Below are 17,067 nucleotides of genomic sequence, written 5' to 3' on the forward strand. Positions count from 1 at the left end.
GTCAGGAGTCGGGCGCCACCAGCGCGCGGATCACCCGGACGCCCACCGACAGGGTGGCGAAGGTGAACCGGTCGCTCTCCCAGATCTCGGCGAGTGTCGCCGCGGCCCGGGACACCGCGGCCGCGTTGAGCGACTCCCACGCCGCCACGCGTTCCGCCGCGGACCCCCCGCCGACCGCCAGCACGTCCCTGGTCAGCCCGGCGTGCACGCCGTACAGCTCGTCGCGCAGCGCGGAGCGGGCGGCGGTCGTCCAGCGGTCGTCGCGCGGCAGCGCGACCACCAGGTCGCGGAGCCTGCCGAGCTGCAGCCGGTCAGCGAGCAGGAAGTACACCGCCGCGGTCTCGTCGATGCCGTGCGAGGTCGCGGCGGCCGCGGTGACGATGTCGAAGGCGGAGTACGACGGCACCATGGCCGCGACCTCGTCCGCGAGCCCGGCCGGCACGCCGCGCTCGGCGAAAGAGGCCCGCCGCTCCTCGAACCCGGAGAGATCCCGGCCCGACAGCAGCTTGGGAATCGCGGAGCGGACCGCATCGACCCCGGCCGCGAAGAAGCTCACTGTCTCGGCGATGCCGAACGACGACCGCCTGTTCATGAGCAGCCAGCGAGCTGCCCGTTCCACTAGCTTGCGCCCCTCAAGGATCGCCGCGACCCGCGCGTCTACGTCCACCGTCCCGGCCAGCCCCCTCACCTGCCGCCAGAACGCCGGCATGCCGAAGACCTCCCTGGCCACCAGCCAGGCCCGGGTGATGTCCGGCACCGGGAGGCCCGTCTCCTCGCCGAGCCGGAACAGGAAGGTCGACCCGCCGGTGTCGACCATCTCGTTGATCACCTCGGTCGTGATGATCTCGCGGCGCAGCCGGTGACCGCCGAGCTGATCGGCGAACCGCTCGCGCAGCGGTACCGGGAAGTAGCCGGACAGCGCGGATCGCAGGTACGGGTCGTCGGGCAGGTCGGAGGCAAGCACCTCCTGCCCCGCCCCTATCTTGGTCTGGGCGAGCAGCACCGCGAGTTCCGGCGTGGTCAGCCCGCCGCCGGCGGACCGCCGGGCGGCGACCTCCTTCTCGCCGGGCAGGCCGTCGGTCTCCAGCGAGACCCGGCCGTCCCTGACGAGCTGGCGCAGGTACCTGCCGTGCACACTGAGCATCGAGGATGCCTGGTGCCTGGCCACGGCGAGCGCCATGTTCTGCCCGTCGTTGTGCCGCAGCACGTGCGCGGCGACCTCGTCGGTCATGCCGTGCAGCAGCCCGCCGCGCTCGTCGGTGCGGATCTCCCCGGCGGCGATCGCGCCGGCCAGCAGGATCTTGATGTTCACCTCGTGGTCGGAGGTGTCCACGCCCGCGGAGTTGTCGATGAAGTCGGTGTTCACCAGGCCGCCGCCGAGCGCGTACTCGATCCGCCCGGCCTGGGTGAGCCCGAGGTTGCCGCCCTCGGCCACCACCCGCGCCCGCAGGGCCGCGCCGTCCACCCGCACGGCGTCGTTGGACCGGTCGCCCGCGTCGGCGTGCGTCTCGTGCGACGCCTTCACGTAGGTCCCGATGCCGCCGTTCCACAGCAGGTCGACCGGCGCGCGCAGGATCGCCGAGATCAGCTCGTCTGGCGACAGCGCCGTGACCGAGCCGTCGAGGCCGAGCGCCGCGCGTGCCTGCGCGGAGACGGGCACCGACTTAGCCGAGCGGGGCCAGACGCCCCCACCGGCCGAGATCAGCGACGTGTCGTAGTCCGCCCACGACGAGCGCGGCAGGTCGAAGAGCCGCTGCCGTTCCGCGAAGCTCGTCGCCGGGTCCGGGTCCGGGTCGAGGAACAGGTGCCGGTGGTCGAACGCCGCGACCAGCTTCAGGTGCCGCGATAGCAGCATCCCGTTGCCGAACACGTCGCCCGACATGTCGCCCACGCCGACGGCCGTGAAGTCGTCGGCATCCGGGTCCAGGTGCAGCGCCGCGAAGTGCCAGCGGACCGACTCCCAAGCGCCGCGGGCGGTGATGCCCATCTTCTTGTGGTCGTAGCCCTCGGAGCCGCCGGAGGCGAATGCGTCGCCGAGCCAGTAGCCGTACCTGCCCGCGATCTCGTTCGCCACGTCGGAGAACGTCGCGGTCCCCTTGTCGGCGGCGACCACCAGGTAGGGGTCGTCGCCGTCGAGACGGACCACGCGCGGCGGCGGTGCCACGGCGTCGCCAACGATGTTGTCGGTGATTTCGAGCATCGCGCCGATAAACGCCTGGTAGCAGCCGAGCACCTCGGCCTGGAAGGCATCCCTGTCGGCGGGATCGGGCAGCCGCTTGCAGACGAACCCGCCCTTCGCGCCGGACGGCACGATGACCGAGTTCTTCACCTCCTGCGCCTTGACCAGGCCGAGCACCTCGGTGCGGAAGTCCTCTGGCCGCTCCGACCAGCGCAGGCCGCCACGGGCGACCGCGCCGAACCGCAGGTGGACCGCCTCGAGCCGCGGCGAGTACACGAAGATCTCGAACCTCGGCCGCGGCACCGGCAGCAGGTTCAGCTGCCTGGAGGCGAGCTTGAACACCAGGTACGGCTTGTCGTCCGCGGCGAAGTAGTTCGTGCGCAGCGTGGCCTCGATGAGAGCCAGGTAGGAGCGGAGTATGCGGTCGTGGTCGAGGCTGACCACCTCATCGAGCGCACCGCGCAGCTCCTCGGTGATCGCCGTGCAGCGCTCCTCTGCGCCTTCCTGCAGCGCCGGATCGAACCGGGACTCAAAGAGCCGCACCAGCAGCCGGGTGATGCCCGGGTTGGCGCGCAGCACTCGCTGCAGGTAGTTCTGGCTGAACTGGGTGCCCGCCTGCCGCAGGTATCGCGCATACGCGCGCAGCACCACGATCTGCCGCCAGGTCAGCTCGGCGTCCAGGACCAGGCCGTTGAACTCGTCGTCCTCGGTCAGCCCCTGCCACAGCGCGGTCAGCGCCGTCTCGAAGCCGGAGCGGACCGCGTCGGCATCGGTGTCCGCGCGAGCAACCCGTCCGCGCGGGCGAAGGCCGAAGTCGTAGATCCAGAACGGGTGCGTGTCGGCACTGAACTCGTACGGGTGCTCGTCGAGCACCTCCAGCCCCATGTGCTGCAGCTGCGGAAGCACGTCCGACAGCGTCATCGGGGAGAGCCGGATGATGCGCAGCCGCCAGCAGTCGCCGTCCGCGACGCTGGCCGGCTCGCCGCCGTGCCCGACCGACAGGCGGATCGCGAACGGCGCGCCGTCCTCGCGCAGCTGGCGCACCACGTCGAGGTCCGCGACCGCCGGGGCGGGGGCGGTGTCCGCCTTGTAGGTCTCGGGGATGCCGTCCGCGCAGGTCCACAGCATGGTGGCGGCGCGTTCCGGTCCTAGCCTGCGCTCCGCCTCCGCGGCCAGGTCCTCGTCCCAGGAACGGACCGCCGCGGCTACCTTCACCTGCAGCTCGGCCTGGTCGACCGTGGCGAGCGGCTTGCCCGGCTCGGCGTGCACCACGACGTGCAGCCGGGCGAGTGCGGAGTTGCCCACCATGGCGCTGTAGTCGACGGAGGATCCGCCGAAGGCGGCGCGCAGGATCTCCTGCGCGCGCAGCCTGACCTGGGTGGTGTACCGGTCACGCGGCAGGTACACCAGGCAGGAGACGTAGCGGCCGTAGGGGTCGGGGCGCACAAACAGGCGAACCTGCTTGCGCTCGCCGAGACTGAGCACCGCCAAGGCGATGGGGGCGAGCTGCTCCGCGCTGATCTCGAACAGTTCCTCACGCGGGTAGCCCTCGAGTATCTCGATCAGCGCCTTGCCGTCATGGCTGTCCGCGGGGACGCCGGCGATGTCAAGCATCCGGTCGACCCGGCGCCTGAGCACCGGGATGCGAGTGACCGACTCGGTGTAGGCGGCCTGGGAGTAGAGGCCGAGGAACCGGTATTCGCCGATCACCTCGCCCGTCTGGCTGAACCTGCGGACCGCCACGTAATCCAGGTAGCTGGGCCGGTAGACGGTCGACATGGTCGACGACTTCGCGAGCACGAGCACTCGCTCCTGGCGCTCGCCCTGCGGGGTGACCGCGAAGGAGTCGAGGGTGTCATGCCTGAGGATGCCGAGGCCGGTGCCTGGCACGGCTTTGAGCTCCGGCTGCTCGCCGCCGACCAGGTCGTACCGGCGGTAGCCGAGGAAGGTGAAGTGGCCCGCGGACAGCCAGGCGAGCAGTTCGCTCGCCTCTGTCCCCTCGGTGCCTCCGGTGTCGGCGAGCATCTCGACCAGGTCGCGGGCGGCCGAGCGCATGCGGCGCTGGTCCTCCATCGCGACCCGCAGGTCGTCGAGTACCCGGCGCAGGTCGGCGCCGAGGACCTCGTGATCGCTGACCGGGCCGAGCTCGACGTGGATCCAGGACTCGGGTACGGCATCCGCTTCGGCGTCGGCGCTCGTCGGCGCCGTCCCGTGCGCCGCCCCGGTCACGTCCCTGTGCACGGTGAGCAGCGGGTGCACGATGAGCCGGATGTCGACGCCGTGCCTGTTCAGTTCCATTGTGACGGAGTCGACCAGGTACGGCATGTCGTCGGTGACGATGTCGACCACGGTCCCCGCTCCGGTGAGCGAGGCGCCGGCCTCGGGGCGGACCCTGACGACCGCGCGGCCCTGGGGCCGGTTGGCGCCGAGCGCCGCATGCCAATGCGCCGTCAGGGCAAGCCGCGCCGGGCCGGCCACGATCAGGTCCTCGACGGCGACGCGCCGGTAATACGCGGCAAGGAAGCCGGGAAGGTTGCCGCCCACCGCCAGTCCTGGGTCGCCGGGCGGGTCGGCAGCCTCGTCCGCCGCGCCATGCGCGGCAGCACTCTCCTTGGCGACGCTGTGCACCGAGGTCCACAGCGCGACCGCCTTGGCGATCAGTTCCTCCCTGGTGTCGTCCAAGGCCAGCCTGGCCTCGGCCGCGCGTTCCGGCATTGCCTTTCACTCCTTTGTGATGGCCAGCCGGCACCTCGTTGTGCCGGCCGTGTGCACGGGCATGCGAAGGCCCGCTGCAAACCCCTCTCATCCTCGTCGTTGACCTGGAAAACCGCCAGGCCTGCGCGATGGGGATGAAAACGGCTCGTTCGCGTGACCGTCGCTGTGTGAGATGAGGATCACATTCGCATCGCAAGCTGGGGCGCGACCCGAGGCGCCCTGATGCCCTCCTTGCTTACAGCCTAGGCCCAGGAATGTACGAAGCGAGCACATCCGGATTTGCCAGGGCGCTCGGATCGGCTGCCCGCTCCACGGGGGTGCCGAGCAGGATCTTCCGCACCGGGACCTCGAGCTTCTTGCCGGACAGCGTTCTCGGCACACCGGGGACCACGTGCAGCTCATCGGGGACGTGCCGGGGAGAAAGCTGCTGACGCAGCGCGCTCTTGATCCGCCCGGCGAGTTCGTCGGTGAGCTCCTGGCCCTGCGCGAGCTGCACGAACAGGATCAGCCTGCCGTCTGCGCCCAGGCGCCCCGTGTCCACCACGAGCGAGTCGGCGACCTCGGGGAAAGCCTCGACGACCCGGTAGAACTCGCTGGTGCCCATGCGGACGCCGCCCCGGTTGAGCGTGGCGTCCGACCGGCCGTAGATCACGCACGAGCCGTCGGCGCGCATCTCGATCCAGTCACCGTGCCGCCAGACGCCGGGGTAGTCGGCGAAATAGCTCTCCCGGTATCGCGTCCCGTCGGGGTCGTTCCAGAAGAAGACCGGCATCGACGGCATCGGCTCGGTGATCACCAGCTCGCCGACCTCGCCGATGACCGGCTTGCCATGGTCGTCGAAGGCCTCGACCTTGGCGCCGAGCGCCGGCCCGGAGATGATTCCCGTGCGGATCGGCAGCAGCGGCGCGTGCCCGACGAACCCGGTGCACACGTCCGTTCCCCCGGACAGGGAGCCGAGCTGAACATCCGGCTTGACCTGCCGGTAGACCCAGTCGAAGCCCTCCGGGGGCAGCGGCGAGCCGGTGGAGCCGATACCCCGGAGGCTCGTCAGGTCGCAGTCCTCCCGCGGCACGAGCCCGGCCTTCAGGCCCGCCATCAGGTACGGGGCGCCGACACCGAGATAGCTGAGCCCGGTGTCGGCGGCGAGCCGCCACAGCCGGTCCGCGGCCGGGTAGGCAGCCGCGCCGTCGTAGAGCACGATGGTCGTGCCCGCGAGCAGCCCTCCGACCTGGAAGTTCCACATCATCCAGCCGGTGGTGGTGTACCAGGAGAAGCGGTCGCCCGGCCCCAGGTTCAGGTGGAAGGCGAGGGATTTCAGGTGCTCAAGCACGATCCCGCCCTGACCGTGCACGATCGGCTTGGGCAGGCCGGTGGTTCCGGAGGAATAGACGACCCAGAGCGGGTGCTCGAAGGGCAGTTCCGCGAATTCCGGCTCTGCCGCCTCGCCGAAACCCCGCCAGTCGACAAGGGCAACGCCCCGCGGCAGCGCGGGCGGGCTGGCCTCGGCTGGGTTTTCTGCGGCGGGGTTTTCTGCGGCGGGGCCGAGCAGGCCGACCATGACAACCGCACGCAGGCTCGGCAGCTGGGCCGCGATGTCCGCCACCACGTCCGACCGCGGGTACTGCTTGCCGTTGTACGCGTAGCCGTCCACGGCGATCAGCACGGCAGGCTCGATCTGCGACCAGCGGTCGACCACGCTGCGGATGCCGAAGTCCGGGGAGCAGGACGACCAGATCGCGCCGATGGACGCCGCCGCGAGCAGGCCGATGACCGCTTCGGGAATGTTGGGCAGCAGCGCTACCACCCGGTCGCCCTTGCCGACGCCGAGACCGCGCAGCCCCGCCGCGACGCGGCCCACCTCGTCAGCGAGTTCACGGTAGCTGAGTGAGCCATCGCGCCCCCGTTCCGAGGAGTAGATGATCGCCGCCTGATCCGGGTTGCTTGCCGCGGTGCGGAGCGCGTTGCGCGCGTAGTTCAGCGTGGCTCCCGGGAACCAGTGCACGTCGGGCATCGTGGTGCCGGTCAGGGCGGGGCCGGCCTGCGGGCGGTCGCCGAGGACCTCGAAGTAGTCCCAGATCGAGGTCCAGAACTCGCCGGGATTGTCGACCGACCACTGCCATAGCCGCCGGTAGGCCGCGGGAGCGTGCTCGGGATCCATGGGGTCGGCGTCGGCCGACCAGGCGGTGTCCAGGCCGGCGCCGCGCTGAGCGAGCCAGCCGAGGTAATGGCTGATCCTGGCGTTCCTTACGGTCTGGGCGTCGGGCACCCAGAGCGTCGCGCCGTATCCCTTGCCTGCGGCGGCACCATCGGTGTCGGTCTCAGTCATGGATCCAGCATCATGCCATCGCAACCGGGGGCGCAATGTGACCGGACCAACATCGCCACGTCACAGAGCACGGATAGCGCACATTCAGGCACAATCCGATACGGCTAAATGTCCGCTTTCATCGCACTCGTGACGATTTCCCGCTCAGGGCAGGGCCCTGATGAGGGTGATGAGCGGCATGGGGCTGGTGAGATCGGGGAGCACGAGGTCCGCGCCCGCTTCGCGAAGCTCGGCTGTGGAGGCGCGCCCGCTGGCGACGGCCACCGAGGTGGCGCCGCCGACCTTCGCCGCCTCGACGTCACGCGGCGAGTCCGCGATGTAGATCGTCGCCCGCTCTGCGAAGCTAACCCCGTACTTCTCCTCGGCGCGCAGCCGCGTCGCGCGCAGCAAGGCGCCCTTCGGGTAGGGCTCGGAGCCCGCGAACCCGCCGATCCCAAGGTCCAGGTGCCGGTCGAGGCGGAAGGCGCGCAGCTTGAGCGTGGCGTTCGGGCGGCTGGAGCCGGTGAGCACCGACTGGACCACACCGCCGATCCCCGCCACGGCCGTCAGTGCCTCCTGCGCGCCAGGCATGAGATGGCCCTGCTGCGACAGTTCCGGCTTCCGCGCGGCAAGCCGGGTCGCGAACTCCGCGCCGAACGGCACGAGCAGCCGCTCCGACTCGCCGTCCGCGCGCAGGCTGACGCCGTTCCTGCCGAGCGCGTCGAAGAATATCTCCGGCTCGGTCTGCCCCACCATCTGCGGCAGCTGCACAAGCGGCCGGCCGGTCACGGCCGCGAACGCCTCGGCGTACGCCGCCCTGGTGACCCTGGTCACGTCGAGCAGCGTCAGGTCGATGTTCCACAGCACCAGCCGGTGAATGACGACCTCCGCCCTGAACTACCCCATGTGCGGATAACGGTAGTCGGTGGGCGGGACAAACGTCTCCTTGATGGACCGGGCGGAGACCCAGCGGATGAGATTGAACACCGAGCCGGCCTTGTCGTCGGTGCCGCTTGCCCTGGCACCGCCGAACGGCTGCTGGCCGACCACCGCGCCCGTGGGCTTGTCGTTGATGTAGAAGTTGCCCGCGCTGTACCGCAGCGCCTCCGCTGCCTCCGCGATCGCGTGGCGGTCGGTGGCGAGGATGGAGCCGGTGAGCGCATACTGCGCCACGTCCGCGGCCTGGGTGAGCATCGCAGGGTAGTTCGCGTCGTCGTAGACGTGCACCGCGAGTATCGGGCCGAAGTATTCGATGGTGAACACCTCGTCGGCGGGATCGGAGCAGTCAAGCACGGTCGGGGCGACGAAGTAGCCGGTCTCATCGCTGGACTGGCCGCCGGTGAGGAAGGAGACCGACGGGCGGGAGCGGGCCCGGTCGAACGCGTCGCGGTGCTTGCCGAACGCGCGTGCGTCGATCACCGCGCCGCCGAACAGCGACAGGTCCTCGGCCACGTCGCCATAGCGGATCGCTTGCGCGGCGGAGACGAGCTCGTCCCTGACCCCGTCCCACAGCGACCGCGGCAGGTAGGCGCGCGAGGCGGCGGAGCACTTCTGGCCCTGGTACTCGAAGGCGCCGCGGACCAGCGTGGTCACGATCGAGGCGGGATCGGCCGAGGGATGCACGATCACGAAGTCCTTGCCGCCGGTCTCGCCGACGAGCCGCGGATAGTCGCGGAAGCTCGCGATGTTCTCCCCCACCGTGCGCCACAGGTGCTGGAAGGTGCCGGTCGAGCCGGTGAAGTGAATCCCGGCCAGGCCGGGGTGGGACAGCGCGACCCGGGAGACCGCCTGGCCGTCACCGGTCACCATGTTGATCACGCCGGGCGGCAAGCCGGCCGCCGTCAGCAGTGCCATGGTGTAGTGCGCCGCGAGCTGCTGAGTCGGCGACGGCTTCCACACCACCACGTTGCCGAGCAGGGCGGGCGCGGTCGGCAGGTTCCCGGCGATCGCGGTGAAGTTGAACGGCGTGATCGCGAGCACGAACCCCTCGAGCGGCCGGTACTCCATCCGGTTCCAGGTGCCCGGGCTCGATGCGGGCTGCTCGGCGAGCAACTGCCTGGCGAACGCGACGTTGTACCGCAGGAAGTCGATCAGCTCGCAGGCGGCGTCGATCTCGGCCTGGAAGACCGACTTGGACTGGCCGAGGACGGTCGCCGCGTTCAGCGTCGCGCGCCACGGCCCGGCGAGCAGGTCGGCCGCGCGCAGGAAGACGGCCGCGCGGTCGTCGAAGGACAGCGCCCGCCACGGCTTCGCGGCCGCCGCCGCGGCCGCGATCGCCTCCGCCACCTCCGCGTCAGTCGCGTTACCGAGCTCGCCAAGGACCCGGCGGTGATTGTGCGGCTGGACCACCGCGATCCGCTCACCGGAACCCATGACGGTGCGGCCGCCGATGGTCATCGTCAGCTCCGCCCGCTGCCCGGCCAGATCCTTGATTCGCGCCTCGAGCGCGGAGCGGTCCGCGCTGCCCGGCTGGTACTGCCGCACCGGCTCGTTGACCGGCAGCGGAACCCGAGTCACAGCATCCATGTCCGGCACTTTCCCCGCGCGGAGGCGGCGAATCAGCGGCGGACTACTCGGCTGTCAGATACTCGAGCTCCTGGGTGGCGTACCAGGCGAGCTCGTGCGCCTCGGCCGAGTCGACAGTGAAGGAGGCGTCGTCGTCGCCGGCATCGGCGGCGCTGATCGCGTCGGCCGCCGCGGCCACGTCGGAGACGGCCGCAAGCTCGTCTACATGGCCGGAGGCGATGTCCGCGAGCGGAATGGCGGCGCCGACAAGCACCGCGGCCGCCTCGTCATCGTAGGGCTGCCAGCTGACGTGCACGTCGGGAACATCGGCGGCCAAGACCACGCGGCGGCGCGGCGCCTTTTGGTCGACGTTGAGCATCCGCAGCGATTCCCTGGCGGCGGCCACCATCGCCACGTACTCGAGTTCCTCTTCGTCGCCGCTCGCGTAGGCCTCGCGCAGCGCGGGCGTCACCGCGAACGCGCGCAGCGGCCCCGCCTCCGCCTCGCCCCTGGCGAGGATCACGGCCAGCCCCGGCAGGGTGGAGGGCAGGTAGACCCGCATGGCGGAATGCTATCTACAGCGCCGTGCCCGCCGTGGGCGGGCACGGCAAAGAGGGCGCATCCCGCGGCGTGCCGACTGCGGCGATCACAGCGGCCACGGCGTCCTCGACTGGCACGTGTTCCCACAGCCGGACCACCGTCCAGCCGGCGTGCGCGAGGGCGTCGTCGGCGGCGCGGTCGCGTTCCACGTTCCTCGCCAGCTTCGGCGACCAGTACCAGTCGTTGTTCTTCGGCCTGCTGCCGTGATCGGGGCAGGCGTGCCAGAAGCAGCCGTCCACGAACACGGCGACCTTGCGGCGGGTGAACGCGATGTCCGGGCGTACTCGGCGCAGCGGCAGGTCGAGCCGGAAGTCCTTGCGGTAGCGGTAACCCTTCGCGTGCAATGCGGCACGCAGCGCCAGCTCGGGCTTGGTGTCGGTCCTGCGGTTTGCCTTCATGTTCGCGGACCGGCCCGCGTTGGCCGGGAAGGGATATAGCTTTGCCGCGTCCACGGGCAAAGCCTAGCGATCGGCACAGCGTTGCGATCGGGGTAATGCGGCGATTGGCGGACAGGGTGATCGCGGACAGGGCAGGCGGGCGTCCGGTGCCGCCGGACGCGGAATGTCGGTGGCGGGGAGTAGAAGTTGTGGCAGGCAGTTGCCACGGCCTCGTTCGTCTCATGGGGGAATCATGCTCGGTGAGCAAGTCTTGGCGCCCGCCGCGCCGCCCGACCAAGAGCTCGCGGCGCTGCAACCGGTGGAGGTGCCAAGCGACTGGTCGCCTGACTACGTGGCCGGCCCCGGCCTGTCGCCGTGCTCACCCCCGCCTCGCGGCGACGCAGGACGCTCCGCCCCGGCCGCGCAGTGCCAGCCGGCGCCGCACCAGTTCGCGCTGCTCATCGTGGAGACGCTAGCCGGGGCCAGGCCCGCCCGTCAGCTCGCGCCGCTGCTGTCCAAGCGGGCGAGCATTCACCTGCACCGCCTGTTCCCGCTGTTCACCGCCAGCAGGCGGCCACGGATCCGGAGAGTGCTGACGAGCACGCCCGCCGCCGGCGTCGTGGAGATGACGCTGATCGTCGAGACGGGCCCGCGCACGCGGGCGCTCGCCGTCCGCCTGGAACGCGCCGCACAGGCGGCCACCGCACGGCGGGACGCGCCCGCCACGCGGTGGCTGTGCACCGCCATTGAGGCGGCGTAAGGCTAGCCCTGACGGCCGCCGTGGCAGCGCTTGTACTTGCGGCCGGAACCGCACGGGCACAGGTCGTTGCGGCCGACACTGGCGTACGGGTCGGCGGCGGCGTCACCGTGCCGCTCCACGCTGCCGTCCTCCGACGGCGCCGAGTACTGGAGGTTGCGCGGGCGGCGCGGCGCGAGGCCGACGGGGAGCACCGGCTCCGGCCGGCTGTCTGTCACTTCCGCCACATCGGTCTCGTCCTGCGCCGTGACGTCCGGGGCGGCATGTGCGCCGACGCCACTCTTGGCCGCGGCCTCGCCCCGGCCGGCCGCGGTGGCGTGACCGCGCCCGTCGGCGGCATGCCTGCCCCTGCTGCGGCCGAACGCCGCCGGCGGCGCGGCCGGCGCGGCCGGCTCGGGCGGGATGACGGGAGCCGGACGCGCGGGAGCCCCCGGAGCCTGCGCGGCGGGAGCCGGGGCGGTCAGGCCGGGGAGCGCGCCGCCGAACGCGAGCTGGGCGCCGGCGCCGACCTCCTCGACGATCGGGTTCTCCTGAATCTCGAACTGGAGGTTGAAGAGGTTGCCGACCGACTCTTCCCTGATGCCGTCCATCATCGCGTTGAACATGTCGAAGCCCTCCCGCTGGTACTCGACCAGCGGGTCGCGCTGCGCCATCGCGCGCAGGCCGATGCCCTCGCGGAGGTAGTCCATCTCGTACAGGTGCTCGCGCCACTTGCGGTCGAGAACCGAGAGCACCACGCGCCGCTCGATCTCGCGCATGAGGTCGGGCGTGAGCTCGGCCTCGCGGCGGTCGTAGGCCTCCTGCGCGTTCTCCTGCACCATTTCGGTGATGAGCTCGGTGTTCAGGCCCGACTTGTCACCGCCGGCCTCCTCGAGCAGCGTGTCGATCTTCAGCGTGATCGGGAAGAGCTGCTTGAACGCGCGCCACATCTTCTCCAGGTCCCACTCCTCCGGGTACCCGTCGGCGGTGGCCGCGGCCGCGTAGGAGGCGATGACCTCGTCGATCATCGACCGGACCTGCTCGTGCAGGTCCGCGCCCTCCAGGACCTTGCGCCGCTCGCCATAGATCACCGTGCGCTGCCTGTTGAGCACGTCGTCGTACTTCAGCACGTCCTTACGGATCTCGAAGTTCTGCGACTCGACCTGGCTCTGCGCGGACCTGATCGCGCGCGAGACCACCGAGTTCTCAACCGGGACGTCGGCCGGGATGTTCAGCCGGTCCATGATCGCGCCGACCCGGTCGGAGTTGAACATCCGCATCAGGTCGTCCTCGAGCGACAGGTAGAACCGGGACTTGCCCGGGTCGCCCTGCCGGCCGGACCGGCCGCGGAGCTGGTTGTCGATCCGGCGCGACTCGTGCCGCTCGGTGCCGAGGACGTACAGCCCGCCGGCCGCCACCACCTGCTCGTGCTCGGCCACCACGGCCGCCTTCGCCTTGGCGACCGCCTCCGGCCATGCGGCCTCGTAATCCTCCGGGGTGTCGACCGGCGACAGGCCGCGCTGGTGCAGTTCCAGGTCGGCGATGAACTCGGGGTTGCCGCCGAGCATGATGTCGGTGCCGCGGCCCGCCATGTTCGTCGCCACCGTGACGGCGCCGAGCCGCCCGGACTGGGCGACGATCATCGCCTCCTGCTCGTGGTACTTCGCGTTCAGCACGTGGTGCTGGATGCCACGCCGCTTGAGCAGCACCGAGAGGATCTCCGACTTCTCGACGCTTACCGTGCCGACGAGGACCGGCTGCCCCTCGGCGTGCCGCTCCGCGATGTCCTCCACCACCGAGTCGTACTTGGCCTGCGCGGTCTGGTAGATCACGTCGGTCTCGTCGGCGCGGATCATCGGCTTGTTGGTCGGGATCGGGATCACGCCGAGCTTGTAGATCTGCATGAACTCGGCGGCCTCGGTCATGGCCGTACCGGTCATGCCCGCGAGCTTGCCGTAGAGCCGGAAGTAGTTCTGCAGCGTGATCGTCGCGAACGTCTGGTTCTCGTCCTTGATCTGCACGCTCTCCTTGGCCTCGATGGCCTGGTGCATGCCCTCGTTGTAGCGGCGGCCGTGCAGGATGCGGCCGGTGAACTCGTCCACGATGAGGACCTCGCCGTTCATCACGACGTAGTCCTTGTCCTTCTTGAACAGCTCCTTGGCCTTGAGCGCGTTGTTCAGGAAGGACACCAGCGGCGTGTTGACAGGGTCGTACAGGTTGTCGATGCCGAGCCAGTCCTCGACCTTCTCCACCCCGGACTCCATGATGCCGACGGTCCGCTTCTTCTCGTCGACCTCGTAGTCGCCCTCGCCATCCTCGCCGCGGCGCAGCCGCGGCGCGATCTTGGCGAACTCGGTGTACCAGCGCGAGTTCTGCTCAGCGGGACCGGAGATGATCAGCGGCGTGCGAGCCTCGTCGACCAGGATCGAGTCCACTTCGTCGACGATCGCGAAATTGTGGCCGCGCTGCACGCACTCCTCAAGTGACCAGGACATGTTGTCGCGCAGATAGTCGAAGCCGAACTCGTTGTTCGTCCCGTAGGTGACGTCGGCTGCGTACGCCTTGACCCGCTCGGCGGGCGTCATGTCGGCGAGAATCACCCCGACCTCGAGGCCGAGGAAGCGGTGCACCCGGCCCATCCACTCGGAGTCGCGCTTGGCCAGGTAGTCGTTGGTCGTGACGACGTGCACGCCCTTGCCGGCCAGGGCGTTCAGGTAGGCGGGGAACACGCCGGTGAGCGTCTTGCCCTCACCAGTGCGCATCTCGGCGATGTTGCCGAGGTGCAGCGCGGCGCCGCCCATGAGCTGCACGTCGAAGGCGCGCTGGCCCAGCGTCCTGCGGGCCGCCTCACGCACCGTGGCGAACGCCTCGGGCAGGATCTCGTCGAGCGTCTCGCCGTCGGCGAGCCGCTGCTTGAACTCTTCCGTCATCCCGCGCAGATCGGCGTCGCTCATCGCGACGAAGTCGTCCTCAACGGAGTTGATCTGCTCGCTGATCCGCTTCAGCTGACGCAGGGTCTTGCCCTCGCCGGCGCGGAGGATGCTGTCTAGGATCGAAGGCACTTCGGTTCGTGCTCCTTGCGGCAGTACTCAACTGGACGTAAACGGATTACTTGGTCAACGGCCGGGCGCAGGTCCGCCGTTCCCGGGGCGCGACAAGTCCCCGCCTGCCATCGTAGGCGAGATGGGGGCCCGCTACCGAGTCCCGAGACCCGTTGGGGTATTTTCGTGACAACCCCAGCATAGGCAGGGCATCGGGTTGAGGAGGAGTCGTGGCCGAGCAGGCGACAGTAGGCATCGTGGAGGGCACGGGTACCACGGGCGCGGTTGCCCACAGTGCCGGCCACATGCCGCACAACTCGGGCAGGCCCATCTCCTGGGTCGGTACCACCGTTGTCATCGTCGGGTTCATCATCGGCGGCATCGCGTTCGTCCCCGGGCCGAACTGGATCGTGTTCTGGGTAGGCACCGCCATCGCGATCGTCGGCTGCCTCATCCTCCTGTTCTCCAAGGCGATGCACACCGACTGGTACTAGGACCTTCCAGTCCAGGGTCGTCCCAACAAGGCGAGCCTCTGAATCATTCCTTAGTGAAGGGTGGACCTGCCCCGCGGCGATCACGCGGGAGGGTCGGGCGACCGTCACTAAGGACAAAATGTCCTACCCCGCGTCTAGAGTCATGGACGTGGGAGAGACAGCCGCAACCGTTCTGGATGATGATGCGAGAGCTACCGGCGCTGACCTTCAGCTGAGCGCCGACGAGGTGCGGCGGATCACCCTTTACGCTCAGGGTTTCCTCGGTGCCGTCGCCCGGCGCGGCGGCGTGACCGGGATGCTGCGGCGGGTGAGCGCGGTCCAGCTCGACACGATCAGCGTGCTGGCGCGGTCGCACGAGCTTGTCGCGTACGCGCGGCTCGGGGCGGTCGGCAGGGACGCGGTGGAGCGGGCGTACTGGCCGGCCAGGAACCCGACGACGTTCGAGTACTGGGCCCACGCGGCCTGCATTCTGCCGGTCGCGGACTGGCCCTACTACGCCTGGCGGCGGCGGTCGATCGCCGCGCGCGGTCAGCGGTGGCACAAGGTGTCGGAGGATGCCTGCGAGCAGGTGCTCGGCCGGCTGCGGGACGAGGGGCCGCTGACGGCGACGCAGCTCGGCGGCGCGAAGGCGGGCGGCCCGTGGTGGGACTGGTCGGAAGTGAAGATCGCCGCCGAGTGGCTGCTCGACACCGGCCGGGCGGTCTGCGTGCGCCGCACCGGCTGGCGGCGGATCTACGACCTGCCGGACCGGGTCATCCCCGCGGAGCTGCTCGGACTCGAGCCGACCGACGCTGAGTGCCTGTCGCATCTCCTCAGCACGGTCTCCCGGGCGCTCGGTGTCGCCACGCACGCGGACTTCATGGAATACCAGCGGCTGAACGGGTACGGGCTGCAGCTGCGGGACAGCGAGCGGCTGGACGAGGCGGCGGCCGCCGCCGGTCTCGTCCCGGTGACTGTCCCCGGCGCCAAGCGGTCTCTCCGCGCCTGGGCTGACCCCGCGGCGCTTGCCTGGCTGGCCGCCGGCGGGCGGGGCACCCACCGCACCACCCTGCTCTCCCCGTTCGACTCGCTGGTCTGGGACAGGAAGCGGACGCTGCGGATGTTCGGCTACCGGCACCTGTTCGAGCCGTACGTGCCCAAGGAGAAGCGCGAGCGCGGCTACTTCACGATGCCGCTGCTGGCCGGCGGCCAGATCGCCGGCTGGGTGGACCCGGCACGCAGCGGCAAGACGCTGATCGCGCGAAACGTGTTCGTCGAAAAGCCCGCAGCCGTCGTGCCCATGGCCCGTGCGCTCGCCGAGGCCGCCCAGTGGACGGGATGCGACAACGTCATCGCCGAACGGGTTCAGCCGACTCCGTTCGCCCAGCCGCTTGCCAGTGAGCTGGCAAGGCTCGGGTTCAGCTAATCTCGATCAGCTTCTCGCGGACCGCGATCATCACGGCTTCCATCCGGGAGTGGATCTGCAGCTTCTCCAGGATGTTGCGCACGTGGTTCTTGACCGTGTTCTCGGAGATGAACAGCTCCTTGGCGATGTCGCGGTTGTTCATGCCGCGCGCCACCAGCCGGAGCACCTCCATCTCGCGCTCGGTCAGCTTCGGTGCCGGCGCGTGCTTGGCCGGCTCCTCCTCGGCGTCCCGCCTGGCCAGGGTCGCGAACTCGGTGAGCAGCTTGCCCGCCATCGACGGGTTGATCAGGGACTGGCCGCCGTACACGGCGCGCACCGAGTCGGCGAGCTCGTCAAGCGGTATGTCCTTGAGCAGGTAGCCGCTCGCGCCCGCGCGGATCGCCTCGAACAGGTCCTCCTCCTCGTCGCTGATCGTGAGCATCACGATCTTGGCCGACGGGGCGACCTCCTTCATCTGGCGGGCGGCCTCGATGCCGGTGATCTTCGGCATCCGGATGTCCATAAGCACCACATCGGGTACGACCTCGCCGGCCAGCTGTACCGCTTCCGCGCCATCGGAGGCCTCGCCGACCAGATCAAGACCTGCTTCGCCCTGCAGGACCACTTCCAGGCCACGGCGGAAGAACGCGTGGTCGTCTGCGATCAGCACGCGGATCGCGTCACCGGCTTGAGCCGGCTGCTCCGCGGTGGCGGGCGCGTCCACGGACGGC

General features: G+C 70.0%; 11 protein-coding genes and 1 pseudogene. 3 read left to right on the forward strand and 9 right to left on the reverse strand.

Annotated features, from left to right (window positions below; genetic code table 11):
* Position 1: 1 nt before the first annotated feature.
* The 6 genes from EAS64_RS07025 to EAS64_RS07050 all read right to left on the reverse strand — a co-directional run bounded on the left by EAS64_RS07025 (position 2) and on the right by EAS64_RS07050 (position 10,756).
* The gene (locus EAS64_RS07025) at positions 2 to 4,894 is read right to left on the reverse strand and encodes an NAD-glutamate dehydrogenase (RefSeq protein ID WP_145851822.1); all 4,893 of its coding nucleotides are present in this window, start codon (positions 4,892 to 4,894) and stop codon (positions 2 to 4) included.
* A gap of 235 nt (positions 4,895 to 5,129) precedes the next feature.
* The gene (locus EAS64_RS07030; protein WP_145851823.1) at positions 5,130 to 7,220 is read right to left on the reverse strand and encodes an acetoacetate--CoA ligase; all 2,091 of its coding nucleotides are present in this window, start codon (positions 7,218 to 7,220) and stop codon (positions 5,130 to 5,132) included.
* Positions 7,221 to 7,364: 144 nt separating this feature from the next.
* Positions 7,365 to 8,066, reverse strand: coding sequence for an HAD family hydrolase (locus EAS64_RS07035; RefSeq protein ID WP_145851824.1), 702 nt, complete (start codon positions 8,064 to 8,066; stop codon positions 7,365 to 7,367).
* A gap of 30 nt (positions 8,067 to 8,096) precedes the next feature.
* On the reverse strand, positions 8,097 to 9,725 hold the full coding sequence (gene pruA / locus EAS64_RS07040) for an L-glutamate gamma-semialdehyde dehydrogenase (protein ID WP_145851825.1): 1,629 nt from the start codon (positions 9,723 to 9,725) through the stop codon (positions 8,097 to 8,099).
* A gap of 43 nt (positions 9,726 to 9,768) precedes the next feature.
* A complete protein-coding gene (locus EAS64_RS07045; RefSeq protein ID WP_145851826.1) occupies positions 9,769 to 10,266 on the reverse strand; it encodes a DUF6912 family protein in 498 nt (165 codons plus the stop codon).
* A gap of 13 nt (positions 10,267 to 10,279) precedes the next feature.
* On the reverse strand, positions 10,280 to 10,756 hold the full coding sequence (locus EAS64_RS07050) for a very short patch repair endonuclease (protein ID WP_246115548.1): 477 nt from the start codon (positions 10,754 to 10,756) through the stop codon (positions 10,280 to 10,282).
* A 178-nt stretch (positions 10,757 to 10,934) separates the two neighbouring features.
* Between EAS64_RS07050 and EAS64_RS07055 the strand changes: the two genes are divergently transcribed.
* Positions 10,935 to 11,441, forward strand: coding sequence for an Rv3235 family protein (locus EAS64_RS07055; protein ID WP_145851827.1), 507 nt, complete (start codon positions 10,935 to 10,937; stop codon positions 11,439 to 11,441).
* A gap of 2 nt (positions 11,442 to 11,443) precedes the next feature.
* On the opposite strand, the gene EAS64_RS47105 is transcribed toward EAS64_RS07055, so the two are convergent.
* Together EAS64_RS47105 and secA are read right to left on the reverse strand one after the other, a co-directional pair.
* Complete coding sequence (locus EAS64_RS47105; RefSeq protein ID WP_342782029.1) at positions 11,444 to 11,665, reverse strand: SEC-C metal-binding domain-containing protein; 222 nt, start codon at positions 11,663 to 11,665, stop codon at positions 11,444 to 11,446.
* A 317-nt stretch (positions 11,666 to 11,982) separates the two neighbouring features.
* Positions 11,983 to 14,479, reverse strand: a pseudogene (gene secA / locus EAS64_RS07060) (preprotein translocase subunit SecA); the annotation flags it as partial.
* 209 nt (positions 14,480 to 14,688) lie between these two features.
* On the opposite strand from secA, the gene EAS64_RS07065 reads away from it, so the two are divergent.
* Together EAS64_RS07065 and EAS64_RS07070 are read left to right on the forward strand one after the other, a co-directional pair.
* The gene (locus EAS64_RS07065; protein ID WP_145851829.1) at positions 14,689 to 14,952 is read left to right on the forward strand and encodes an HGxxPAAW family protein; all 264 of its coding nucleotides are present in this window, start codon (positions 14,689 to 14,691) and stop codon (positions 14,950 to 14,952) included.
* Between the two features lie 148 nt (positions 14,953 to 15,100).
* Positions 15,101 to 16,357, forward strand: a complete 1,257-nt coding sequence (locus EAS64_RS07070; protein WP_246115549.1) for a winged helix-turn-helix domain-containing protein — start codon at positions 15,101 to 15,103, stop codon at positions 16,355 to 16,357.
* On the opposite strand, the gene EAS64_RS07075 is transcribed toward EAS64_RS07070, so the two are convergent.
* Positions 16,350 to 17,060 carry a response regulator gene (locus tag EAS64_RS07075; protein WP_439333587.1) on the reverse strand — a complete coding sequence of 237 codons (711 nt, stop codon included), beginning with the start codon at positions 17,058 to 17,060 and terminating at the stop codon, positions 16,350 to 16,352. The two genes, EAS64_RS07070 and EAS64_RS07075, sit on opposite strands and share 8 nt — an antisense overlap.
* Between the last annotated feature and the right edge of the window lie 7 nt (positions 17,061 to 17,067).

The sequence above is a fragment of the Trebonia kvetii genome (assembly GCF_007827045.1).
Lineage (GTDB): Bacteria > Actinomycetota > Actinomycetes > Streptosporangiales > Streptosporangiaceae > Trebonia > Trebonia kvetii.

Bases quoted from the DNA above. Each gene is read 5' to 3' on its own strand.
- EAS64_RS07025 (WP_145851822.1), bottom strand. From the start codon at position 4,894: ATGCCGGAACGCGCGGCCGAGGCCAGGCTGGCCTTGGACGACACCAGG.
- EAS64_RS07030 (WP_145851823.1), bottom strand. From the start codon at position 7,220: ATGACTGAGACCGACACCGATGGTGCCGCCGCAGGCAAGGGATACGGC.
- pruA (WP_145851825.1), bottom strand. From the start codon at position 9,725: ATGGATGCTGTGACTCGGGTTCCGCTGCCGGTCAACGAGCCGGTGCGG.
- EAS64_RS07045 (WP_145851826.1), bottom strand. From the start codon at position 10,266: ATGCGGGTCTACCTGCCCTCCACCCTGCCGGGGCTGGCCGTGATCCTC.
- EAS64_RS07055 (WP_145851827.1), top strand. From the start codon at position 10,935: ATGCTCGGTGAGCAAGTCTTGGCGCCCGCCGCGCCGCCCGACCAAGAG.